The sequence below is a fragment of the uncultured Mobiluncus sp. genome, from assembly GCF_902488535.1.
In the GTDB taxonomy this organism is placed as follows: domain Bacteria; phylum Actinomycetota; class Actinomycetes; order Actinomycetales; family Actinomycetaceae; genus Mobiluncus.
The window spans coordinates 1-24007 of the sequence record NZ_CABTWO010000020.1 but is presented as its reverse complement, the minus strand read 5'-3'; the positions used below and the strand labels follow the sequence as shown (position 1 = coordinate 24007).

General features: G+C 59.1%; 16 protein-coding genes. 12 read left to right on the top strand and 4 right to left on the bottom strand.

All coding sequences use genetic code 11. From position 1 onward, the window contains the following. Positions 1-117 precede the first annotated feature (117 nt). From RDL66_RS07490 to ilvD, 11 genes are all read left to right on the top strand, one after another. A complete protein-coding gene (locus RDL66_RS07490; RefSeq protein WP_308536256.1) occupies positions 118-4317 on the top strand; it encodes a cell wall-binding repeat-containing protein in 4200 nt (1399 codons plus the stop codon). Positions 4318-4455: 138 nt separating this feature from the next. Further along, complete coding sequence (locus RDL66_RS07485) at positions 4456-5238, top strand: hypothetical protein (protein ID WP_308536254.1); 783 nt, start codon at positions 4456-4458, stop codon at positions 5236-5238. After that, positions 5235-6377, top strand: coding sequence for a hypothetical protein (locus tag RDL66_RS07480; protein ID WP_308536253.1), 1143 nt, complete (start codon positions 5235-5237; stop codon positions 6375-6377). Before RDL66_RS07485 ends, RDL66_RS07480 begins: the two co-directional genes overlap by 4 nt. Before the next feature lie 175 nt (positions 6378-6552). Beyond that, positions 6553-7590 (top strand): heat-inducible transcriptional repressor HrcA, encoded by a 1038-nt coding sequence (hrcA, locus tag RDL66_RS07475; protein WP_299294506.1) that lies wholly within the window; start codon positions 6553-6555, stop codon positions 7588-7590. A gap of 69 nt (positions 7591-7659) precedes the next feature. Further along, positions 7660-8781, top strand: coding sequence for a molecular chaperone DnaJ (gene dnaJ, locus RDL66_RS07470; RefSeq protein WP_299294508.1), 1122 nt, complete (start codon positions 7660-7662; stop codon positions 8779-8781). Beyond that, complete coding sequence (locus RDL66_RS07465; RefSeq protein ID WP_308536251.1) at positions 8778-9680, top strand: RsmE family RNA methyltransferase; 903 nt, start codon at positions 8778-8780, stop codon at positions 9678-9680. The genes dnaJ and RDL66_RS07465 overlap by 4 nt, the downstream gene beginning before the upstream one ends. A gap of 2 nt (positions 9681-9682) precedes the next feature. Then, positions 9683-10693, top strand: a complete 1011-nt coding sequence (locus RDL66_RS07460) for a PhoH family protein (RefSeq protein ID WP_308536250.1) — start codon at positions 9683-9685, stop codon at positions 10691-10693. Positions 10694-10695: 2 nt separating this feature from the next. Further along, positions 10696-11148, top strand: coding sequence for an rRNA maturation RNase YbeY (ybeY, locus tag RDL66_RS07455; protein WP_299294513.1), 453 nt, complete (start codon positions 10696-10698; stop codon positions 11146-11148). An 8-nt stretch (positions 11149-11156) separates the two neighbouring features. Continuing rightward, on the top strand, positions 11157-12437 hold the full coding sequence (locus RDL66_RS07450; protein WP_308536248.1) for a hemolysin family protein: 1281 nt from the start codon (positions 11157-11159) through the stop codon (positions 12435-12437). 42 nt (positions 12438-12479) lie between these two features. Further along, on the top strand, positions 12480-13487 hold the full coding sequence (era, locus tag RDL66_RS07445) for a GTPase Era (protein WP_308536246.1): 1008 nt from the start codon (positions 12480-12482) through the stop codon (positions 13485-13487). A gap of 209 nt (positions 13488-13696) precedes the next feature. Continuing rightward, positions 13697-15577 (top strand): dihydroxy-acid dehydratase, encoded by a 1881-nt coding sequence (gene ilvD, locus RDL66_RS07440; protein WP_308536244.1) that lies wholly within the window; start codon positions 13697-13699, stop codon positions 15575-15577. A gap of 21 nt (positions 15578-15598) precedes the next feature. On the opposite strand, the gene RDL66_RS07435 is transcribed toward ilvD, so the two are convergent. After that, a complete protein-coding gene (locus tag RDL66_RS07435; protein WP_308536243.1) occupies positions 15599-16657 on the bottom strand; it encodes a hypothetical protein in 1059 nt (352 codons plus the stop codon). A gap of 15 nt (positions 16658-16672) precedes the next feature. Next, positions 16673-19579, bottom strand: coding sequence for a DivIVA domain-containing protein (locus RDL66_RS07430; protein ID WP_308536241.1), 2907 nt, complete (start codon positions 19577-19579; stop codon positions 16673-16675). Between the two features lie 155 nt (positions 19580-19734). On the opposite strand from RDL66_RS07430, the gene RDL66_RS07425 reads away from it, so the two are divergent. Beyond that, entirely contained in the window at positions 19735-20184 is a 450-nt protein-coding gene (locus RDL66_RS07425; protein ID WP_299294525.1) for a ribose-5-phosphate isomerase, read from the top strand. Positions 20185-20265: 81 nt separating this feature from the next. On the opposite strand, the gene RDL66_RS07420 is transcribed toward RDL66_RS07425, so the two are convergent. Together RDL66_RS07420 and RDL66_RS07415 are read right to left on the bottom strand one after the other, a co-directional pair. After that, on the bottom strand, positions 20266-23049 hold the full coding sequence (locus RDL66_RS07420; RefSeq protein ID WP_308536239.1) for a DUF3516 domain-containing protein: 2784 nt from the start codon (positions 23047-23049) through the stop codon (positions 20266-20268). Continuing rightward, positions 23049-23831, bottom strand: a complete 783-nt coding sequence (locus RDL66_RS07415) for a fumarylacetoacetate hydrolase family protein (RefSeq protein WP_308536237.1) — start codon at positions 23829-23831, stop codon at positions 23049-23051. The genes RDL66_RS07420 and RDL66_RS07415 overlap by 1 nt, the downstream gene beginning before the upstream one ends. Positions 23832-24007: the final 176 nt, after the last annotated feature.

Sequence of the window (24007 nt, the reverse complement as noted above, 5' to 3'; positions counted from 1 at the left end):
CTCACAATTGAAGGTGCCTTGACGAATAAATAGCTTGAGCATTTGGATGTGCTTACCGGTTCCCAGACGTCAGGGGAAAACCGGGCTTTTCCATGGATGGATTATGAGGAGGCTATCGTGGAAACTCGCAGCCACGTTGGTAAGAAGATGCGCCGAGCCGGTCTGGTGTGCCTGTTCTCGGCTGGTTTAGCTTTTACAGGAATCGCCCCGGCAAGCGCGCTGTCCGGTGAACCCGTGAACGCGGGGGACAATAGCCGTCCAGGTATCACAGCAGTGGCACGGGTGGAAGTGCCGCATATGGCCAAGTACCGGGAAAAGGATGGCAATACATACAAAGAGACCGACGGAGCCGCCGTTGACATTTGCACTGGCGTGCTGCTGGATTCCCGCCACATCGCCACCATGAAGAGCTGTGTCACGAACGCAGACGGTAAGCCCTACGCATTCTCCATGTCTGCCAAAGCGGGTGAACAAACCTCGGGTGCCGTGCCACCGCCTCGCGTTACTTTCGGTTCCGAAGCAATCCCGGGCAAAGGACCCCAGAACGTGTTTTGGATTTCTGCCGTTTCCTTTGACCCCAAGGCAGCCACCCAGGTGGTTATTGCCCGCTTGGATCGAGATGTTCCCGCCAACGTTGCCACTCCGGTGAAAGTGAAGGACAGCGGGGTGAACGGCAACATGAGCGGGGAAAAGGGAACCATGTTTGGCTGGCGTCCCGAGGGTGGTATTCCTCGAATCGCCTACCAGGAAACCTATTTGCCGATTACGAAACTGGTCAACGATACGGTGACGCAGCCGCGCTCGAAAGTGCAGCAGTGGAACCAGTGGCGTGAGAGCCACCCGAGCTTCAAAGACGATAAAGACCTCGGCACGATTGCCTGGGATACCGTCCGCAAGGGGTGGGAAGATCCTGAAAAGATTGTGGTGTTGCCAGAAGATGCTGGCGCTCCGGTTATCAGTGCCGACGGCAAGACTCTAATCGGTATCCACGTTGGTTTGGGAATTATTTTGGATGCGCAGCAAACCGATTTCTCGGTTTTCCTCGATAAAACGCGTCCCGCCAAGACAGAAGAGACCATGGTCCCCAACCCGGATTCCCCCTCGGCTCCGGGCGAAGCCCTGAAGATTATTCAGCAGTCGCTGTGCACAAATGGTGCTAAGTCCTCGATTAACCAAGAAAACGGTATGGACGGTCAGACAGTGTCTGTGACCTGGGGTGAGCTCAAAACTGAGACCAGCAACTCCGGCGTGGGTATTGAAAAGAAATTCAAAGATAACCCGTCTTATACAGACATAAACAATAAAGAGTTTAAGAAAACAGATTTGAACCTTGGCCCGGTTGTGGTTGGTGAACCGCGCAGCCTCATTGAAAAGATTTCTGCCGCTGGCTGTAAAACCCCAGATTCCGGCTCTATTGCCGACCAAGTCCTGCAAGCTCAAAAGGACTACGAGAAGATTGATGGTTTGTTTAAAGCCCGCAAGGAAGATGAGAAAACTGCCCAAGAGGACAAGGACCGTTACGACGACGCAATCCGGGAGCTGGAAGAAATAAAGACCCAGCTGGGGGTGTATAACAACCCCAATGCCATATCTGACTTCCAGACCTATCACAACTATGCCGGGCTGCCGAAGTGGGTTCGAGAAGGCATCAAATACCAAAAACCAGACGACAATAAGAAGTTTTGTACTGATGACGAGCGGGCAGTAGACCCCAGTGTATGCCGTGAACAGGTTACTCTGGTTCAGTCATTTGCCGATGTTCCCAGAGACGACCCAGAGGCGGGTCAGAAGCTCAAGAGATGGTACGACGACGCAACCGATGTCGTGGAGCTGAAGTTAAAGCGTTTGCACAACGACCAAGCTCAGAAAACTACCGCCTTGGAAGAAGCCACCAAGAAAGTCTCGAATGCTCAGATGAACCAGTCATGGGCAAGTAAAGTGCTGGAACTGGCACAACAGGCTCAGACTGAAGCCGACAACTTGGCGACCAACTCTTCCGGAAACGGTATTGAGGATAAGTGGCAGTCGGAAGTGAAAAACCGGAATGCGGCCTTTGTCGATGCTTATGTGACCTGGGCTGACGATTACTTTAACGCCCAAAAGGACGCGGCAGACAAGGCGAAAGCGGTAAAGACACAGGAAGAGAAGGTTGCCGCTGCCCAAAAGGCTTTGGATGACGCAAACGCCTTGCCCGATACGGATCCGAATAAAAAAGAGGCCGCTATAGCGCAAGCCACGGATAAGTTGAATTCCGAGAAGGCAACTCTGGACGCAAAAAATACGGAATACACCGCCGCGTCAAAGACCGTAGCCACACTAGCGGCAAAGAAACCCAATCATAAAGATGAGAAGTATCAGCCGAAGATTCAAAAGCTGAGCGGAAAACTAGCTGAAGTCGCTCAGCAGATGCCGAACTACAAGCTGAACGCCATCAACGCGCGCTGGACCATTGCGGCATTGATCAAGGGTATGGACGGCTCTGACCTGGTCGATCCTTCTGAGAAAGATAAGATTGCCGCGCAGATTGGCGGCTACTACGACCGTGCCGTGGGGGCGCGCCCCGACATTATGCGCCGCCAGATTCAGGTTGGCGATATGCTGACCAAGGCGCGCAATGCGTTGGCGACGGCTCCCGAATCAATGAAGCCGCAGCTAAAGATTCTGGTCAGCGACTTGGAGCGCCACGCCTCTCGGTTGGATAACGCGGCCGATACCGTCAACGGCGCTATCGACGAGCTGAAGGCTCTGTGGGAGAGCGCACGGCGGGCGACTTCCATTGACGAGGCCAAGAAATTCCTGTTGCAGGCACAGACCTCCCTGGGGACGGTTGACGACCCAATCGATACCTCCCAGAAGGCTTTGGAAGATGCCAAGGGTACGCAAACCGCCATCGAGGCTCTGCTTTCCGGCAAGTCCTTTGAGGACGTCGTGAACGAAAAGAACATGACGCCGGAGCAAAAAGCCAAGAAGGCTGCCGAGGAGGCCAAGGCCAAGGAAGAGGCTCTGCGCAAGAAGCTGGAAGAAGAGCTAAAGAAGAAGTACAAGATTGGTCAGGATGGCAAGACCATAAAGGACCCGAAGCAGCAGGCCGCCGAAGCGAAGAAGGCCCAGGCTGAGAAGGACAAGAAAGCTAAGGCGGACGAAAAGCGCCTGGCCAAGGCTCTGTCCAAGAATACGCTGCGCGCTGAGGGCAGCAACCGGGTGCTGACCGCGATTGCGGCTTGGAAGCTCGGCCAATTCCCGGGGGATTCCATCGTACTGGTCGACGGAAATGTGGCTGCTGACGGTTTGTCCTCCACGCCGTTTGCTGCCGGAATGCACGCCCCGATTCTGTTGACCACTTGGAAGACCGGTTTGGAGCCCTCCGTCATGGATCAAATCAAGGCTTCGGGCAAGAAGAACCTTTACTTGGTGGGCGGTCAGGTACCGATGACTCCCTACGACGAGTTCGAACTGCGCGATGCCGGGGTTAACATCACCCGTATCGCCGGACCGGACCGTTTCAATACCGCGGTGGCGGTCAACCGTGCCACGGAGCCTCTCATCGGGGCGGCCCCGCAAAAGCCGCTGAACCTGTTTATCGCCGATGGCGTCGGTTTCCCGGACGCGCTGGTCGCGGGCGCCGCCGCGGGCAGGTCAGGTGCGCTAATGCTGTTGAGCAAGGGCAATACCTTGGATCCCGCCACCTACAGCTATATCTCGGAGCTAGGTCAGACTCGACCGCTGCAGATTACTGCGGTCGGTGGTCCGGCAGTGCGCGCAGTGCAAAACACGCCGTGGCCTACGACTATGTCGGTGAATATTAAACCGATTATGGGCAAGGATCGCTACGAAACGGCGGCAAATTTGGCGGCATCGCAGCCCGGAACCACGGCAGCCGTCCTGGTGAACGGTGAGAATTTCCCCGACGCCCTTTCTGGCGGCGCGTTGGCAGCTGACCAAAATGCAGCAATGATTTTGACTCGAGCCAAGCAATTGCCGGAGCCGTCCTACCAGGCACTACGCCGTCACGGTTCGGAAAAGACCATCGTGGTGGGCGGTCCGGGCGCGGTTAGCCCGAAAGTCGCCGAGCTGGTCAACGGTGCAAAGCTGAACAATGACGCCTCGAAGCTGGTGGAAGGCACCCTAGCAGAATCAGCCGCCCTGGAAGCGCAAACTAAGGCTGCCGAAGAAAAGGCTAAGCAAGACGCTTTGAACCAGGTCAAGGGCATGATGACTGACACTGGTTCCATGAAGAATATCCTGAACCAGCTTGGCTTCACACCCGAGTCCATCAAACAGTTGGCTGCGGCGTTGAACCAGCCGGCTACGAAATAAACAAGACCTATAACTTAATAGGGAGCTGAAGGGCGACGGAGTGCGAGACCGTCGCCCTTCGGTGTTTTATCCGTTCAATAGTCTCCCTGGTCACCTTAAATCCCAAAGTTACGTTACTTTTGCGGATAAAATCAAAAGGTGACTAATGAGGACAGTGCTGTGGATGCTCCGGTTGCGGTCGAGGAAACCGCAACCCCGAAACCGCCCATGTGGCAGCGCGCCGCGGGACTGGCCATGGTGCTGATTTCTGCCTTGCTGGCTCTGAGCGCTATGCTGCATGGCGCCGGTCGCATAGCGGTGCTGGGTTTGGGCGGCCTGAAATTGCCGATGTCCTCGAAATGGGTTGGTTTCGAAGGCGACCCCGCCAAAACTTTGACCCTGGCTGCCGAACAGTGGAGCGGCATCCTGTCAGTCTGGGCGACGTATCTGGCACTGGTCGTGGCGCTTATCGCCTGGAGTCTTCCGCGCCTTGGTCGCCCCGAAGAACGCACCAGCCTCCAGTTATTAATCAGTGATACAGCAACGACGCTTTTTGCTCTCGTCGCCACGGCTGTTACCGTCGTATCAGTTCCCAACACTGCGACTCAACCCATGATGGTTATCGGCGTACCTCTGGTGGTGGCGGTTATTCCCGCATTTCTGGGATCCTTGGGCATCCTGATTGTGGCTATCCGCGCCCTCGTCGCGTCCATCAAGGTATTCCTTGCCGAACAAGACGTTCGCCCCAAGAAACCGAAATCCGCAAAGCCAGCCAAAGCTGCCAAACCAGCCCAAACCTCGAAACCAGCCAAGGCGAAGAAAACGACCAAACCGACCGGGAAACCTATTGCGTCCAGTCCCCAAAAAGTAAGGATCAACGCGGCAGGCAAGGTGCAGCCGGTAGCCCCGCGCAAACCCAAAGGTAAGGGGGGCGCAAAATGAGCGGAATCATCGTGGCCATTGTGGCTATCCTGGTGGCCGCGCTCCTGTTGGCGATTCGGGTGCCGATTATGTTTGCCATCGGGTTGCCGGCGTTGGTGGGTGTAGCCATCGAGATTGGACCGTCCACGCTTGCCACGACCGGGCTTATTGAGCTGGTTGGCCCCTTTAATCGTTTCTCGTTTGCGGGACTGATTGTGTGGTGCACCATCGCCGGTGTGCTGCTGGAATCAGGGCTGATGGAGAAATATCTGACGGCCTTGCATATCCTGTTCGGGCGCAAGGTCACGGAGGAACGTCGCGTTGCCTGGGCCGGATCTGTGCACGGTCTGGCGCTGACGACCGTGTCCCTGCTGATTGTCACGGGCGGATTCGCGCTGGTGGATGACCACTACCTGTTGTTACAGATGTTGGTGCTGATTGTTGTGCTCGGCGCGGTGGCGGGGCTGTTGTCGGTGACCTCAGCGCCGCGCATCAGCCAGATGACCATGAAACAGATGAAGTCCAAAGACGGGGAATCCTGGAAACAAACCGCCAAAGCCACTGCAGAGGTTGCTGAGGACGGCTCCACACGCCGGTCAACGTCCCGGGCAAATGCGGCGGTTACGTTGATTGTTCCCGCGGTTTTGGCGGTCGTTTCAATAGCCCTTGTGATTGCCTCGCCGGTCGGGTTGGCGGATCTGGGAGGGCTGGTTTGGGTCATTGTGATGGTTACCGCAGTTACCACCCGTGGGGCAAAATGGCTTGCCGATGCGGGTTTGCAGGCGATTCTTAACGTTGCCTACGTGGCTTCGACGGCTATAGCAGCCTGGTGGATGGGGGATCTGATTCTGCGTTCCGGAATCATTCCCAAGGGCACAGTGTCTGGGATGAGCGGCATCATTTGGCTGTTGGTTGGGGCGGCGGTGTTGTCTGTAGTGGTGGGGACGGTACTTGGTTCCGAGGCTGGTGCCGTTTTCGCGGTGACCTTGTTGGCGCCTTTCGTGTCCATTACGATTGATTCGACAGTTCAGGCTCAGGTCGCCTACATGATCATCACCAGCTTGTTGGTTGGTTCCGCCGTAGTGGGCGGTGTTTTCGCTCGTTTCCTGCCCCCGCGAACCATGCCTTGGCCCTTAACTGTCTCTCCTGTGCACGAGTGAGGTCGGTCTGAACCCGCGTAAAGTCTGCGTTTGGTGTGATTGGTCAGTCTAGCGGGTTCCGCGGTGGGAGTTTTGCGCCGAAGCGGGTAAGATTAGCAATCGGAGGCTGTGAGTGCTAACGCGAGTTAGGCAGCCAACCGTGCTGCGGACTCAAGGAAAAGGAACAGGAGGAACGATGGCAGACAAGGCGGCGGATCGGCGTCTGGGAGTGCTACGAGCCATCGTTTCCGACTACGTCGAAACTCAAGAACCGGTCGGGTCAAAGTCCCTGGTCGAGCGGCACTCGCTGGGGGTTTCCGCCGCGACCATTCGCAACGACATGGCCCAGCTGGAGGAAGAAGGCCTAATCCGCCAGCCCCACACTTCTGCCGGACGTATTCCCACCGACAAGGGCTACCGCTACTTCGTGGACCAGATAGAGGCCATCAAGCCGCTTTCGGCCCCCGAGAGAAAGGCCATCACCGAATTCTTTACCTCCGCGGTGGGGTTGGAGGACGTGATGGAGCGCACGGTGCGTCTCTTGGCTCAGATGACGCACCAGACGGCAGTCGTGGAGTTCCCGGCGTTCAACCCGTCCGGGTTGCGTCACCTGGAACTGGTGCGTTTGGGGGCGGGACCGGACTGCAAAGTGCTGGCGATTATTATTTCCGAAACGGGACGGGTGGACCAGATTCTGGTGAACCTGCCCCACGAAGTCAGTGAGACTGACCTCAGCTCCATCGGTACCCCGCTCGCTGCTGTGTTTTCCCGGTCGGACACCCCCGCCCAACAGGCGGCTTTGCAAGAATGGCTGGCTACCGTGGGCAATCAAGCCCTGCGGGAAAACGCTACTATCTTGGCGCAAAACATCGCCGCGGCTCTGGAACAAGGCGCGGTCGAGACGCGGATTGTGATGGCGGGGATGGCGAACCTGTCACGTTCCGGCGCGTTTAGCGAAACCCTGACCGCCCTGGTGGAAGCGTTGGAAGAACAGGTCGTGCTGCTGAAACTGTTCGGCGAGATGCGCGAGGCCGAACCGGTAAACGTGATTATCGGTGAGGAATCCGGCCACGAGGTGTTGAAAGAAACCGCCATTGTGTCCTCCAGCTACGCTCCGGCCGGTGCCGGTCAAGCCCACGTGGGGGTCATCGGGCCAACCCGCATGGACTATCCCGGCTCGATGAGTTCGGTGCGGGCGGTGGCGAGGTACCTGTCACGAATCTTAAGCCAGTAAAACCAGAGCCGTCCGGGCAGCGACCGGGAGACTCGGCCAGACAAATGCGACAAATAGGAAAGAAAAACTTTGAGCGACTACTATGAAACCCTCGGTGTGAGCCGTAACGCCACGCAAGACGAAATTAAGAACGCCTACCGTAAGTTGGCGCGCAAACTGCACCCTGACGTGGCTGGCCCCGAACACGAGGAAGAATTCAAAGAAGTCAGTGCCGCCTACGACGTGTTGGGCAACCCGGATAAGCGCCAGCAATATGACCTGGGTGGTTCCGGGTTCGGCGCTGGCGGATTCAGCGGATTCAACGGGGCAAACGCCGCCGGATTTGGATTTGCCGACATCCTCAACGAATTCTTTAATGCCGCCTCATCGACCAGCGGTCCCACTCCGCGCGGCGGACGCGGCCAAGACATCCTGACCACGATTGACGTGGAACTGAAAGACGTCACGTTTGGCACCGAGCGGGAAATTAAGATTAACACCTTCGTGAAATGCAAGACCTGCAAAGGCAGCTGCTGCGCGGTGGGGACCCGCCCGAAAACCTGTTCTACCTGTGGCGGGACCGGTTCCGTGCAACGCATGGCGCGGTCTTTCCTGGGCCAGGTCATGACGACCGCCCCATGCGGGAACTGTAAGGGCCACGGCACCATCATCGAACGTCCTTGTGCGGATTGCTCCGGGGAAGGCCGGGTGCGCGCCACCCGCAACATCAAGGTAGAGATCCCCACCGGGGTGGAAAACGGGACGCGAATTCGCCTGTCCGGCGAGGGTGAGGCTGGACCTGCCGGAGGCGCGGCAGGTGACTTGTACGTCGAGATTCACGAGCTGCCCCACGAAGTCCTGCAGCGGCGCGGCGACGACCTGCACACGTCCTTGCGAATTCCCATGACCGCGGCGGCGCTGGGGATGGAGTTTTCCCTGGAAACCCTCGACGGAACTAAGAAAATCAATGTCGAAGCCGGATCCCAGCCCGAGTCAGTCATCATTATGAAGGGCCTAGGGGTCGGTCGACTGCACCGCCAGGGACGCGGCGACCTGTATGTTCACCTGAATATTGAGGTTCCCACCGGCTTGGATCGCCGTCAGCGCGAGTTGCTCAGCGAACTGGCGCGACTGCGTGGCGAGGAGTCCCCGGCTCCCACCGACAGTTCCTCTGGCAATACTGGCGGGGCGCACCGTAAGGGTCGGCAATGACCCGGCAAGCGTTTTGGTTTTCCGGTGAAACAGCGGGGGAAACGGGCGGGTCTCTAGCTGCGAACTTTACGGGTTTGGACGGCTATCGCGAGGGCGAAGAAGTGTCCATAGTCGGTGCGGAGGCTCATCATGCCACGGTCAAGCGGCTGCGGTTGGGTGAGGTTGTTGATGTGGTCGACGGGTTGGGTCGGCGCGCCGGAGCGGAAGTGATGGCAGCGGGTAACTCGGGGTTGCGGTTGCGACTCATTGAGGACGTGGTGTCGGACCCGGAACCGACCTTGCGCATCACCTTGATTCAGGCGTTAGCCAAAGAAAAACGCGATATGCAGGCGCTGGAATCCGCGGCTGAAATGGGGGTGTGGCGGGTTATCCCCTGGGGGGCTACGCGCTCGGTTTCACGTTGGGATACCGTGCCCAAGCGTGCCAAAGGTCGGGAAAAATGGCGCAACCTGGTGGTTTCCGCGATGAAACAGTCGCGTCAGGCCCGGCTGGCGGAAGTGTCAGAGTATCTGGAAAGCGGCGTGGATATTTCCTCGGGACAGCACGGGTCAGAAGCGCGGTGGGCCCGGCCGGTCGTGAAAACGGTTTTCTCTGAGGTAGAGGCGCTGGTGAAGGGTGGGGCGGTAGTTTTCGTCCTGCACGAGGTCGCCGAGGAACACTTGGCGGATATGCTGGTTCCCCTGGCGCAGCCGGGGCATACCCCGGAGGATATCGTGGTCATTGTGGGACCGGAGGGCGGTATCACGGTTCCCGAGCTGGCGGCTTTCGTAGAGGCCGGGGCGCGTCCAGCGCTGCTGGGACCGACTGTGTTGCGCTGTTCCTCCGCTGGTCCCGCCGCCCTGGCTGTCATTCAATCCCGACTGGGCTCTTGGCGGGGAACGCCCGTGGAGAGTAGGTGACCATGGCTCAGAAACGAGTCGCTGTTGAGGTTCCTGACGAAATCCCGATGATTCAAGTCCTCGGGGTGAACGACGCCAACCTGCACAACTGGGAGAACGACTTCCCCACCCTCAACTTTTGGGTGGCTGGGAACCAGATTTTCATTCAAGGCCCTGACGCCGACCTGGAGCCTGCCACGCGGGCGGTGCGGGCCCTGTTCACGAAGCCGCACATCGAAAAACAAAATATACCGGATTATGGTTTACAAATGAACCGGCGCGCCCCCAGCCCGCGCGCGCTGTCGGAGCCGCCCACCCGGGCTGCTGACTCCCGGTATCGGGCCGTGTTCGTCAGCCGTGAAAAAGTCATTCGTCCCCAAACGGAGGGCCAAGCCCGGTACGTGAACGACATCAACTCTCACACCATCACTTTTGGCATCGGACCGGCCGGAACCGGAAAAACCTACCTCGCGATGGCTCGTGCCGTGAAAGCGCTGCTGGAAGGGGAAGTGACCCGACTCATCCTGACCCGTCCGGCCGTCGAGGCGGGGGAAACCCTGGGGTTTCTGCCCGGCACTTTGACCGACAAAATCGACCCTTACCTGCGGCCTCTCTATGACGCTCTGCGTGAAATGCTCGATACCGGCACCATTAGCCGCATGATGAGTGACGGCACCATCGAAGTCGCCGCCTTGGCGTATATGCGCGGACGTACCTTGAACGGCAGTTTCATCATTCTCGACGAGGCGCAAAACACCACGAGCGAACAGATGAAGATGTTCCTGACCCGCCTGGGCTTTGGCTCCAAGATGGTCGTGACCGGCGACATCACTCAGATAGACCTGCCGTCACGCCAGCCGTCCGGGCTGAAACAGGTCAGCGAAATCCTCAGCGATGTGCCCGACATCGCGTTTAGCTATTTGAGTGCAGCCGATGTGGTGCGTCACTCGCTGGTTGGGGAAATCATCAACGCTTATGACACCTACGAAAGCCAAACCGTATCGCGCAGCCCCCAGGGCTATGGAAGGGAATAACCATGAGTGTGGAAATCAATAACGAAACCGCGTGGGAACTGGAGATGAGCGAGTTCGTTGACCTGGTGTCCTATTGCCTGGAACAGCTCTATGTGTCTCCCGCCGCCGAGGTCAACATTATGTTTGTGGATATTAAAACCATGACTGACCTGCACGTAAAGTGGATGGATTTGCCCGGTCCCACCGATGTTTTGAGCTTCCCGATGGATGAGATGACGCCGGGACGCGAGGGGATGCCGAGCGAAGCCGGGGTGTTGGGGGATATCGTGCTGTGCCCGGACGTTGCCGCCGAACAGGCACGCGACGCTGGCCATGCCCCCATTGAAGAAATGCTGCTGCTGACGGTACACGGATTGTTGCACCTGCTGGGATTCGATCACGCCGAGCCAGAAGAAGAAAAAGCCATGTTTACCCTGCAGCGCAAACTGCTGTTGAACTTCCTGGCGAATCGGTAGGGGCTAGGATGCAGTTCTCCGAAGTGGCCGGTGCAGTCCTGACTCTCATCGCGACAGTGTCTTTCGGGCTGGCGGTTCCGCTGAGCCTGGGGGAGGGCGCCGTGTCGCGGCTGAGTGTCGCCTCGGCGGAAGATTTGGCGGAAGAAGGTGCGAAACATGCTCGGAAGATCTCGCAGCTAGCCGAAAATCGCCGACTGGTGCTCGCCAGCTTGCGCGCTTGCCGTACTTTCGTGACGACCGCGGCAGTGGGGTGCGGGGCATTGCTGGCGTCCCGGCTGCCTCTCAGCTGGTGGCTGGTGGCGATGCTGGTCGTCGCTGTAGGGGCGTTATTGCTGGTGGTTCTGACTTTGCCGTGGAATCGGTTGGGGCGGCGCTATCCGAATACGACAGTGCGCTATCTGGCGCCGTTCCTGGTGGCGGCGTGGAATGCGGGTAAGCCTTTCGGGCTGCTGCTGCGCACCGCGCGGGGCCCGTCCAGTCAGACTGACCAGGAAGCTCGTGATGAGGTTGCCGAGGACCTGCGCGAAATGGTCGATCAGATGGGGGAGCCTGACACCATCGAGGACGCCGACAGAGAGATGATTTGGTCCGTTTTCGAAATGGGACGCACCCTGGTGCGCGAAGTCATGGTGCCGCGCGTGGACATGGTCACAATCGAGTCCGAAAAGACTCTGGACAAGGCGTTGACTTTATTCGTCCGTTCCAGCTACTCCCGCGTGCCCGTCATCGGCGATGATACCGATGACATCCGCGGAATCTTATACCTAAAAGATGTATTACGTCGTGTCAACTCGGATCCTGCGTCGCGGCAGATGACCGCGGAGCAGGCCATGCGCGAAGCCAAGTTCATTCCGGAAACAAACCTGGTCGACGACACTTTGCGCGACATGCAGCAAAACAGCTACCACATGGCGGTGCTGGTGGACGAGTACGGCCTCATTGCCGGGCTGGTCACCCTGGAGGATCTGGTCGAGGAGGTCATCGGGGAAGTCTCTGATGAACATGACCACGCCGAGAAGGAACCTGAGCCGCAGCCCGATGGGAGCTGGATCGTCCCGGCGCGGTTTCCGCTGGTCGACCTCAACGATTTGCTGGACACCGAGATCGACGACGAGGACGTGGACACCGTGGGCGGCCTGCTGACGAAAGCTGTCGGAGTGGTGCCGCTGGTGGGGGCGTTTGCATCGGTGGACGGGCTGGAGCTGCGGGCGGTAGAGGCAGAAGGGCGGCGCCGCCAGGTTTCCGCCATCTCGGTAAGGGTGGTCCCTCCGATGCTCGATGAAGATTAGCGGTCGCGGACAGAACACTCGAAACACAGTAGGATTTGCACAATGGATAACGTGAATTTTCCGGATTTGGATGCGTTGGATGCCGCGGGCGACGACGGGTCGCCAGACTTGGCGGCGGGGTCGGCGGGGCTGTTCACCCGCGATTGGCCCGAGGACTTTCGTGCCGGGTTCGCCGCTGTTATTGGACGGCCCAATGTAGGCAAGTCCACCTTGATCAACGCGATGGTGGGGCGCAAGATTGCCATTACTTCGGCTCGTCCCGAGACGACGCGCCGGGTCGTGCGCGGGATTGTGCATCGCCCTGATTTTCAGCTCATTTTGGTAGACACTCCCGGCATTCACCGGCCACGCACCCTGCTGGGGCAGCGGCTGAACGACATGGTGGAGGATGCTTTTTCAGAAGTCGACGTGGCGGTCTTTTGCGTTCCTGCCGATCAACCCATCGGGCCAGGCGACCGGCGCATTGTGGACACCCAAGTGAAAACCGCGCACTTCCCAGCTATTGCGGTCGTCACCAAAACTGACGTGGCCACCCGCGAACAGGTCGCGGAGCAACTCTTGGCTGTTTCGCAGCTGCACGACTTTGCGGAAATCGTGCCGATTTCAGCTCGGCAAGGCACGCAGGTGCAAACGCTGATTGACCTGCTGGGCCAGCGCCTGCCACTGTCGCCGCCGCTGTACCCGCGCGACCAGGTCACCGACGAGGACGACACGGCCATGATTTCCGAGCTGATTCGGGAAGCCGCCCTGGAAAGCCTCAGCCAAGAACTGCCCCACTCCCTCGCGGTGCAGGTGGAAGAGATTATCAAGCAGCCAGGACGCTCCGGTGACGGGGAAATCTGGAAGATTCACGTCAACTTGTTTGTGGAACGCGACAGTCAAAAAGCCATCGTCATCGGGCGCAAGGGCAGCCGGCTCAAAGAAATCGGTACTCAGGCCCGCCCCGAGATTGAAGCCCTAGTGGGGCATCATGTTTTCTTGGATTTACACGTGCGCACCGCCAAAGAATGGCAGCGCAATCCAAAAATGCTGAATCGTCTGGGTTTCTGAGGCGAAAGCACCGGCCCACGCGAGGACTCGCGGGTGTCGGCGCTAATGATATGCCCGAGGCAGTCAAAACCATTTCGATACTTAATATCTGTATATTTTCTGTTCGCAGCGGCGAACCAGCAAATCCGTGTCGTCCCGTTTTCGTCGAACGTGCGGCGGATTATTACAATAGCTTTTGAGTATTAATAAAACTCTTAAAGGAGACAAACATGACACGCATACTCAATAGTGCAACGTCTACCACCGGGCGGAATATGGCGGGAGCTCGCTCTTTGTGGCGCGCCACCGGCATGAACGATGACGATTTTGGCAAGCCGATTGTAGCTATTGCGAACTCCTTTACTGAGTTTGTGCCCGGTCATATTCACCTGCGGGAGGTCGCGAAGGTTGTGTCCGACGCGGTGCGTGAAGCCGGGGGGGTGCCCCGCGAATTCAACACGATTGCTATCGACGACGGGATTGCGATGGGTCATGGTGGAATGCTCTATTCTCTGCCCAGCCGCGAAATCATCACCGACTCGGTGGAATACATGGTGCGCGCCCACACCGCTGACGCCCTAGTGTGCATCTCTAACTGCGACAAAATCACGCCCGGAATGCTCAACGCCGCGCTGAAACTCAACATTCCCACCGTGTTTGTCTCGGGCGGTCCGATGGAGGCCGGCAAAGGTATACCCGCCGCTGACATTGTCGGACCGTCAAAAGGCGGGCGGGGCAACCTCATAACCGTCATGAACGCCACTGCCAACGACGACATCGACGACGCGGAACTGCAGCGAGTCGAGGAACTCTCTTGTCCGACCTGCGGATCTTGTTCGGGAATGTTTACCGCGAACTCGATGAACTGCCTGACCGAAGCGCTGGGCTTGGCGTTGCCGGGCAACGGCTCCACCCTGGCGACCCACGTGGCGCGGCGCGGACTCTTTGAACGCGCCGGCCAGCTGGTGGTGGCACTGGCAAAGCGTTACTACGATGATGAGGACGACTCCGTGTTGCCCCGCGCCATCGCGACCCGGGAGGCTTTCGCCAACGCGATGAGCCTAGATATGGCGATGGGTGGCTCCTCGAACACGGTGCTGCACCTGCTGGCGGCCGCCCAAGCCGCTGAACTCGACTTTACGCTCGACGACATCGCCCAGATTGGACGCACCGTGCCGACTTTGGCGAAAGTTGCCCCCAACCATAACGACTATCACATGGAGGATGTCCACCGGGCCGGGGGAGTGCCGGCGCTGCTGGGCGAACTCGACCGTGCCGGACTGTTGAACCGAAACGTGCACTCCGTGTGCTACCCCGACCTTGCCACCTGGCTGGCGGACTGGGACGTGCGCGGCGGCACGCCAAGCCCAGAGGCTCTCGACCTGTTCCACGCCGCTCCCGGCAACCAGCGCACCATTCACGCCTTTTCCGCTACTGCGCGCTTTGACACGCTGGACACGGACGCGGCGGCGGGCTGTATCCGTGACGTGGCCCACGCCTACGTGGCGAAGGGCGGGCTGACCGTGCTGCGCGGAAACCTCGCTCCTGACGGCGCTATCGTGAAAGCGGCCGGCATCGACCCTGAACTGTTCCACTTCGAAGGCCGCGCTATCGTGATGGAGTCCCAGGAAGAAGCCGTAGAAAAAATCCTCGACAAGACCGTGCAGGCCGGGGACGTGGTCGTGATCCGCTACGAAGGCCCCGCGGGCGGACCGGGGATGCAAGAGATGCTCTATCCCACATCTTTCCTGAAAGGCAGGGGTTTGGGCAAAACCTGCGCGCTCATCACCGACGGACGATTTTCCGGCGGTACTTCCGGGATTTCTATCGGTCACATTTCCCCCGAAGCGGCCGCGGGCGGGCTGATTGGCCTGATTGAGAACGGGGACAAAATCATCATCGACGTAAATCGCGAGGAACTGACCCTGGATGTGCCGGATGACGAAATCGCGCGACGCCGCCAGGCGATGGAGGCGAGCCCGCACCCGTGGCAGCCACACCGCAACCGCGAAGTCTCTGACGCCCTCAAGCTCTACGGCGCCACCGCCCTGTCAGCCGACAAAGGGGCAGCTCGTGACGTGAAAGGACTGCTGAAAAAACTTGGGCTCTGAACGCAGTTTCGAACTGAAAATCTAGCCTAGGGCGGCGATAAGCTGGTTTAATACGCTGATGCCGCCGTCAAAAGACCCGGCTTGAGCCGCGATAGCTAGAGGTACCCGTTTGCCTTCACTGTCTTGGTACCAGCCCATTTGACGCACCAGGTAGCCTCCGTTTACCCCCGGTCCCCAACCGCCCTTGAAAGTGGCACCGGGAAGCCTTCCCATTCCCCAGCGTTGGTCACTGCTAACTTGCCCCATATTGGACACCACCGGACTCGAACCGTCCAAACAGGGCAGTTTCATCATGAACCCCACCTGGGACGCGGTGGTCCAGGGAGTTTGCCCGAAAATCGTGAACCCGGAACGCAGCCGAGCGGAAGGGACTGTAGTCGAGTTGTCCCCGGTCTGACGTAAAACTTGAGTGACGGCCTGAGCCCGAGCGGCATTGCTTTCGCCCAGGGAATGCCACAGCGTCTCGGCAGCACCGTTATCTGATTGGCGCAAAGCCGCCGACATCGAGCCGGCCAGGGCTCCCGCCTTCCCGGCTTGAGAAACCGCCACAGAAACCGGAACTTTTGAGGTCGACCACGCCCCCCAGGCTTGCCCAGAACCGGCGGTTTCAATCTTTCTAGCGTCCGGGTCAAACCAAGACACGGAGATGGTAGCTCCCGTATCTCGGCCGATTTTTTCAAACGTTGTTCGCAAATCCTTGCTTCTGAGCTGCCCATCCGTGGGGGACGTCAGCTCCACGCCATCACAAGCGCGGGGTGGCGAAGCTGGCTGGGGCCGGGTGACGGGGGATTTGCTGGGATTCGCCCCCGTAGGCGAACCGGACGCAGAACTGCGCGGAGTTTTTTTCTGAGAACTAGCGTCTGACTTGGCAGAATCCCCTGGCCGCTGAGAGGTGAGAGCCGGACTGGGCGAGTTCTGAGGTTGGTGAGATAACTGGCCGACCGCCACGAACACTGCCCCCACCGCCAAACCCCCGGCCAGCAGGGTTACCACCAGAGTTACCAAGACACGCCGCACACGGCGCCGCTTCTCGCCGGCGGCGTCGTAATAGGGATTATCGTGTTTCGGGGGATACGGCATCAGGCTGGCAAAATTCTAGATGCGCGGAATGGTCAGATGAACACCCTCAAAGTCCGAGGAAGCCGAGGTCACCGGGACTTCGCGCCCATCCGAGAGACGCACGAAGACCTGATCGTCCGCCCCGAGGGGTCGCGACGTGGCTACTGTCACCAGGTAACCCGTGGTAATCGACTTCCGGCGTTGCTGGGCTTCGAGTTTCGCAATCGAAGCTGGTTTGGCCCGCGGACCGCCCTCGTCAAGGGCGCCGTACACGGACGTGAAAGTATCCAAATTCGACCGATAACCAGCCAAGAAGTGCGGAATGAAACGTCCGTCCGGATCAACCTCAGCCAAAGGCTCTTCGCCTTGCAGCATGGGCCGAGGGTTGGAATCCTCCGGGAAAATCGGGGCCGGCTGAGCTTTCGCGGATTCATTATCCCCAGATTGGGTATCGACCATCGGGATATCCGGCGCCGCCTCAGGCACCGACGCAGCATTCTGCGCCGCCAGTTCCTCCAGCCGTGACGCCGAAAGATGCTCCGTGGCGGTTTCTGTCGGCGCTGTCTCTGTCGGGGTCGGCTCGTTCGGCACGCTCGCGGCGGGAATTTCGGTTGACGGGACTGTGGCGCTACTGCGGGTAGGTGTCATCAGCACCTCCGGCACGTCGGCCAGTTTTGGCTCCGGTTGTGCCTGGGGAGTGGCCTGTTCATGCTCGAGTTTCTCGCGAATTTGTCCCAAATCCATCCCCACTCCGGGGGTCGGCAGCGGGGGAGCCACCACATCGGTCAGCGGGGTTTTCGGAGGCTCACCCGGCATGCCGTAATCCGGAGGAGTCGCGCCTAAATCGTTGACCGGGGTGGGGGACGTCCCTAACTGGCTCATTTCTGCCGTTTCTAGCTTTGGACTCGGGAAAGTCGAAAGGCTAGGTTCGGCGGGTTGGGCAGGGGTGGCTGGAGCCTCGCTGAACGGCTCCGGCTGTTCCATCGCGGGTTCTGCCGGCGTTTCCGTACCAGGAGCTGGATAGGTTACGGGTTCATTGGTCGAGAAGTCCGGTGCGGCGGGCTGCTCAGGGGTTAGCGGTGTCGAGGCGCCGCCCCATCCGTTAGGCGTCAAGCCCTCTGGCTGATAGGGGTTCGGTACCTGCCAGGAACCAGCGGGAGCACCGGGTTGCCCCGGCATCCCATACGGTAGCGGGGAAGCCGCAGGTGATTCCGGTGCCGCATAAGGGGGTGGCGTCAAGTCGGCGTAGGGCTGGGCTGTCGACTCGGGGAAAGACTCCGGGGAATAGTAACCGGCAGACTCCGCGGGAGCGGGGGACGCCGGGGTTTCTTCCGGAGTGGCGGGAGCGTAAAAATCTGCCTGTAAAGCCGCGGAATCAGCCTGCGTATCGGTCAAATCTGCCGGCAAGGGGGAGGAATCGTCCAAGGTGATTTCTTCTGGATAATCATCGTCCAAGGATTCTTCCAGTTCATAGGATTTTTCCTGGTCATCATCAAAACTAGAATCATAATCCGGCGGCGTTTCCGCGGGGGGCGCCTCATATCCTCCCGGGTATCCTGCCTGGTCATAGCCCTGAGCATACTCTGACGTGGTTTCGTTCGGAGTTGGGGCTCCCAAGGGCGCGGCGGGAGTGACCGGTATCACCATCGTGGTGTCGTCCGGGATATAGGCCTGGTTTTCTCCCTCAGCCTGCGGCGTATAGCCGTAGCCCTCCGGGGTCGCCATACCGTAGGGCGAGCCGTACTCGGTCTGGGGAGGATAACCCGGATATTGCCCGGCATTGTCTTGATAATCCGCGGGGTTTGTGGTCATCGGCTGACCATAAGCGTCATAACCGTAGGACTGATAAGGGTCGTAGCCAGTTTCAGGATAGGGTTGAGCAGCTGTCGCGTCTGTATCTGCCGGCTGCTGGGCAGTTTCCGGATATTGCGGAACTTCGCCCCATTCGTCGCCAGCCTCCGGGATAGCGTCGGCCGGGGCAGTTTCGGCGCTGGACACGATAGCCGGTTCTGCCACAGCCTCGGGGCCGGTGAGGGCCTCGCTGGCAAAATCCTGCTCGGCACCGCCCTCGACCGGGGACGTATCCGCCTCCATTGCCGGTGTTTCGGGGGCAGCCGACACCGGCGAGTTGAGCGGAGGAAAACTGGGGGAGCCGACGGCACCCGTCCCGCCAAAATCACCGTTTTCAGACGAGCCAGCCCCGTAATCAGTGAACACCGCTTGTTCGAAAGAAACCGGCTGAACTGCGGGAATCGACCCGGTGGGAGTGCCCAGAACGGAAGAACGCACCCCGGAATCCTCGTCTGTCGCAGGTTCAGTCGCGGCAAGAACAGACGGTGCGGAATCAGCGGTATCTGGCGCGTTTTCCACAGCCGGAGCCTCGGGCGAAAGTTCAATCGGGGTTACGGTTTCCTCGCCAGCTGGCATACCGTCGCTGGGCAGCTCACCAGAGGCGGCGGCTTGTTCGGCGGCCTCGGCTTCCAGCGCTGCCCCGTCCACCTGTAATACCTGGTAGCGCTGGTCTGAAGGGGGGATGCCGTACAGCTTTTCGTATGCCTCCAAAGTGGCGGCTACCTGATCCAAGTAGTCGTCCACGGCGTCTTGGTCGTAGCCTACGCGCATTCGGGTGTAATCAAAGTCGACCTCGCGCACATCCCGGCCGCGGACAGTGATGTAAGCCAAATCCACCTCGGCTTCGGGCGAAGCATTCAAGGCTTCGTAATAGGAAAGCACCCGCACAACCTCATCGAGATAGTCGTCAATCTGATTCTGGTCGTACCCATCGCGGAACTTTGTCGCAGGGAACTGAGCCGAAAAGATATCTTCACTGGTCAGCAGCTGCGGGGCATCCTCGCTCATGTGCCGGTCCTTTCCATTCTGCAGCTTCAGCAGCGCAGCTTGCCGCTCTGGGACAGAGTCTGGCTTTGCGCATACATACTTCAATAGAGAATTTTACCTGGAAATGTGGGAAATCGTTGGCGATTAGGGAGTTTGGGGACGAATTGGACAGTTTTACGACACGCCAAAAGATTCTCGGTAGGATATAAATGTTCTTGGCTGTGCCCAGGCGGGCCAGATTCGACACGAGAGGAAAATCTATGCGCGTACACATCGGTACCGACCACGCCGGATTCGAGTTAAAACAGCACTTGGTTACGTGGCTGCGGGAGCGCGGCTATGAAGTTGTCGACCACGGACCTGCCGCCTATGACCCTAATGACGACTACCCGGGCTTCTGCATTGCCTGTGCCCAGGGCGTGATGGAGGACGCGGGTTCTTTGGGAATCGTGCTGGGCGGCTCGGGCAACGGCGAGCAAATCGCCGCTAACAAGGTCAAAGGTATTCGCGCGGCGTTGGTGTGGAACGAAGAAATCGCGAGCCTCGCTCGTCTGCATAACAATGCCAACGTGATTTCCATAGGCGCTCGCCAGCACTCCGTTGAGGAATGTGAACGTTTTGTGGAAGTGTTCCTAACCACGGACTTTTCCGGCGAAGAGCGCCACTCCCGGCGCATCGGTCAGCTTAGCGATTACGAAAACCAGCGCTAATTTAGGAGCTAGTTCTGCGTTTCCCCCCGAGTCCGGCCCTTTTCTAGGGCAGGTTCGGCGCTTGCGGCGCTATCAACGCGTTCAGAGCCGTTCCCACAGCCCCAGGGGTAGCCAAATCGGGTGAAACGCCTCGTTGGATGCTTCGGGATCCAACAGCACGTAAAAACCAAAGTCCAGGTCGCCCTCTCCGTCGACGATGGTCAGCTCTGCCAGCCAGAGATTTTCCGGAATAGTGTCGGGCGTGATGTTGGCACTGGCGGGCAGGTCAGCCTCGGTGGGTTGGGTGATGACGTGGAAATTGCGCTGGTGGCGTGCTTCCCCGACCGTTTCCATGAAGTCGTGGGCATCCCAGTAGGCTCCCAACTGCCGATCCCAGCCCGCCTCGGTAATCGGGGGGATTTCCGCCAGCAGTCGGGACACTCCGCCCTGGTCAGAGCGCAGTTTCGTTTCCATTGCGGTAAGCCGCTCGAACTCGTCTCCGCCCAGCATATCGAGCCAGCGGAACAGCTCCCGGTGCAGTTCGGTGCCGAGTTTGGCGGGGTTGAGGCGGTAGTCAAAAGTTCCGTCCGGGCGCTCGCCAAAAGCCAGCTCGGTTTCGTCCTGCCCGCCAGCTGAAGTGGTGCCATCCAGATTTGCTGTTTTGCGCAGTTCCGGGTTTTCCAGGAATTTCCATTCATCCAACAGGGACGAGTCAACTTTGTCGATGGTGTCGTTGAGCCAATCCAGCACTTCGATAAAACGTTCAGTTTTCAACGGTTCGGGCACAATCTGGGTCAGCGCGCGCCACGCATCGGACAGGTAGCGCAGCAAGACCCCTTCGGAAAACTCGATTTTCAAGCTGGCTTCAAAAGCCTGGAAAGTCTGTCCCGTTTCCACCATCTCGCGAATGACGGATTTCGGGGAAATGAAGTATCCGCGCGCCCACGGGTTCGCCTTGACGTAGGTCTCAAAGGCGGCTTCCAGCTCCTGGCTCAAAGGCTTAGGGTAAGTCGTCCGCTCCAAGGCACTTTGCCGTTCGTCATAATCCGCCCCACTCGCTTTCAGTTCCGCAAAGACCCGGTCTTTGGCGGCGCGTTCCTGGGCACGCAAGATGGCATTGGGATCGTCTAAAACGGACTCCACCACGGAAATAACATCGAGAGTGTCCCCGAACGCGCCCCCGGCAGCGGGCGCATCCGCGCTGGGAGAGCCCGCGTGATCCGTAAACGCCTGCAAATAATCCAAGGCAAACGGTGCCAAGTCCTGATTCAGGGCGAACGTCTCGGGCAGGTCCGCCGTCAAAGTCCAGTTCCCGTGCTGCGGCCCGCCCGCCCCGGTGCCAGCATCGGTGCTGTCACCATGCGCGGGGTGCCTGCCGGAAATGACCCCGGAATCCTCTAGGGATTCCAAGATGTGTTGCAGGGTGTCAGCAAAGGGATTGCGATCCTTCGCCGGTCCGGCGCTGCGCAGCACGTTGTGGTTGCGGTACACCAAAGTGTTGAGGTTTTCGGCCTGGTCGCCGGGCCTTTGCAAGGTGTTCAGCACCATCGCGTGCGTGATTTTCCACCGCGGCACCATCGCTTCGGGTTGCGATTCCGTTAGGCGGTTGAACGTCCCTTCCGTCCAGGACGTGCGGCCTTCCGGAGCTTTCTTTTTCTTGATTTTCTCAAGTTTTTTCGCGTCCCCGTCCGCCCGAGCTAGCGCGATAGCGTTGTCGATTTCCCACTCCGGGGCTTGTGCCACCACGTACCCCACGGTGTCAAACCCGGCGCGACCCGCTCGCCCGGCAATCTGGTGGAACTCACGAGAATTCAGGTGACGCTCCTTGTTCCCATCGAACTTCACCAGGGAGGTCATGACGACGGTACGGATGGGGACGTTGATGCCGACCCCGAGGGTGTCGGTTCCGGAAATGACCCGCAAAAGGCCGGCTTGAGCGAGTTTTTCGACCAGCCTACGGTAGCGGGGCAGCATTCCCGCGTGGTGAATCCCGATGCCTTTCAGCAGCAATGGTTTCAAGGTTTTTCCAAAAGAGGAATGGAACTGTACGGTGTTTATCTGGTCTTTGAGCTGGGCGGCGGTGTCGGGATCCAGACCCAGGCGCAAATCCAGGCTGGCGATTCGTTCGGCTTCTTCCACCGCGGCACGTTGGCTGGGATGCACCACGTAGGCCGGCAGCCGGTCCTGATTGGCCAGACCCTGCAGGATTTTTTCCAGTGGTTCAGCCGCGTAGGACATTTCCAGCGGCACGGGGCGTTTCGCGGATTCGAGGACCGCGACTTCGCGTCCGGTCACTTCTCGCAGGTTCTTTTCAAACCACGAGGTATCCCCCAACGTGGCACTCATCAGCACAAACCGAGTTTTCGTCAGCGTCAGCAGGGGAGCCTGCCACGCCCAGCCACGCTCGGGGTCAGCATAGTAGTGAAACTCGTCCATCACCACGGTATCGACGTTGAGGTCATCTCCCCAGCGCAGCGCCTGATTCGCAAGGATTTCCGCCGTGGCACAGATAATCGGCGCATCGGCGTTGACCGAACCGTCGCCCGTAACCATACCGACGTTAGCGGCGCCAAAAAGATCCACCAGGTCAAAGAACTTCTCGCTGACCAGCGCCTTCAACGGTGCGGTGTAATAGGAAACGCCGCCCCGGGCTAGTGACCACAAAATCGCGGCCACCCCAATCAGGGACTTGCCCGAACCGGTGGGAGTGGGCGCGATGAGGTGCTTATCCTCCAGAATCAGGCGCTCGGCAGCCTCCTGCTGGTGCGGATACAGCGGGCGGCCGGTAGATTCGGCCCATTCCTGTAACGCGAGCAGGACCTCGACAGGGTCCGTGAGCGCGCCGCGATCCTCCAGATCGTCCAGCAGCTGATTGAGGGCTTCCATCAGCGGCGCACCGGGTTGCTCAACTGGCCTAAGCCCTCGATTTCGCAGGTCACAGTACAGCCTTCGGTGAGCGGGCCGACCCCGGCGGGAGTGCCGGTGAGGATGACGTCACCGGGCAGCAGGGTCATGGCTTGGGAAATGTAGGTCACCAGTTCGCCCACCGGGTGCATCATGTTGGCGGTCGTGTCGTCTTGTCGCGCCTCGCCGTCCACTTCGCTGCGGATGCGCAGGTTTTGCACGTCAAGGTCAGGGTTCACGGTAATCCATGGTCCGAGCGGGCAAGCGGTGTCAAACCCTTTGGCGCGCGTCCACTGTTTATCGGCTTTCTGGGCATCGCGAGCGGAAACATCATTACCGATGGTGTAGCCGAACACGTAGTCTTTCCAGTTTTCGGGGTTAATGTCCTTCGCGACGTGCTTGATGACCACGCCGAGTTCGACTTCATGATCGACATGGTTGGACCACTTCGGCAGGACAATCGGCGCGCCGGGGCCAATGACCGAGGTATTGGGTTTGATGAACAGAATCGGGGCATCAGGCACCGCCGAGCCGAATTCACGAATGTGCTCCAGGTAGTTTTTTCCCACGCACACGACTTTCGAAGCGGGAATCACCGGGGCGACCAGGCGCACGTCCGCCAGCTGCAGGATTTGCCCGGTGGGGGTGATTTTATCGGGGCTGTAAAGGGGGTTTTCCGCCAAGACCGTAATCCGGTCTGTGTCGTCCTCCATCACACCAAAACCGTAGGTATCGTCGCCTTTATCAAAACGTATAACTCGCATGGGGTCAGTTTATCAACCGCGGAACTGCGCGTCCCATCCGGTGAGTGCACGGGATGTGGGGCCGCGAGGTTTGGCGGCGTTCGGGGGGGATGCCTCTCAGTCGCAGAAATGGGGTCCCGTTCTGTTTTTCTAAGCGGGCAAGCCGCTAAGAAAAACTACGAACACCCATATGCTCC

Excerpts from the sequence above, each read along its gene's own strand:
- era (WP_308536246.1), top strand. The coding sequence starts at position 12,480 with ATGGATAACGTGAATTTTCCGGATTTGGATGCGTTGGATGCCGCGGGC.
- RDL66_RS07435 (WP_308536243.1), bottom strand. The coding sequence starts at position 16,657 with ATGCCGTATCCCCCGAAACACGATAATCCCTATTACGACGCCGCCGGC.
- hrcA (WP_299294506.1), top strand. The coding sequence starts at position 6,553 with ATGGCAGACAAGGCGGCGGATCGGCGTCTGGGAGTGCTACGAGCCATC.
- RDL66_RS07480 (WP_308536253.1), top strand. The coding sequence starts at position 5,235 with ATGAGCGGAATCATCGTGGCCATTGTGGCTATCCTGGTGGCCGCGCTC.
- RDL66_RS07420 (WP_308536239.1), bottom strand. The coding sequence starts at position 23,049 with ATGGAAGCCCTCAATCAGCTGCTGGACGATCTGGAGGATCGCGGCGCG.
- RDL66_RS07425 (WP_299294525.1), top strand. The coding sequence starts at position 19,735 with ATGCGCGTACACATCGGTACCGACCACGCCGGATTCGAGTTAAAACAG.
- ilvD (WP_308536244.1), top strand. The coding sequence starts at position 13,697 with ATGACACGCATACTCAATAGTGCAACGTCTACCACCGGGCGGAATATG.
- RDL66_RS07465 (WP_308536251.1), top strand. The coding sequence starts at position 8,778 with ATGACCCGGCAAGCGTTTTGGTTTTCCGGTGAAACAGCGGGGGAAACG.
- ybeY (WP_299294513.1), top strand. The coding sequence starts at position 10,696 with ATGAGTGTGGAAATCAATAACGAAACCGCGTGGGAACTGGAGATGAGC.
- RDL66_RS07460 (WP_308536250.1), top strand. The coding sequence starts at position 9,683 with ATGGCTCAGAAACGAGTCGCTGTTGAGGTTCCTGACGAAATCCCGATG.
- RDL66_RS07415 (WP_308536237.1), bottom strand. The coding sequence starts at position 23,831 with ATGCGAGTTATACGTTTTGATAAAGGCGACGATACCTACGGTTTTGGT.
- RDL66_RS07450 (WP_308536248.1), top strand. The coding sequence starts at position 11,157 with ATGCAGTTCTCCGAAGTGGCCGGTGCAGTCCTGACTCTCATCGCGACA.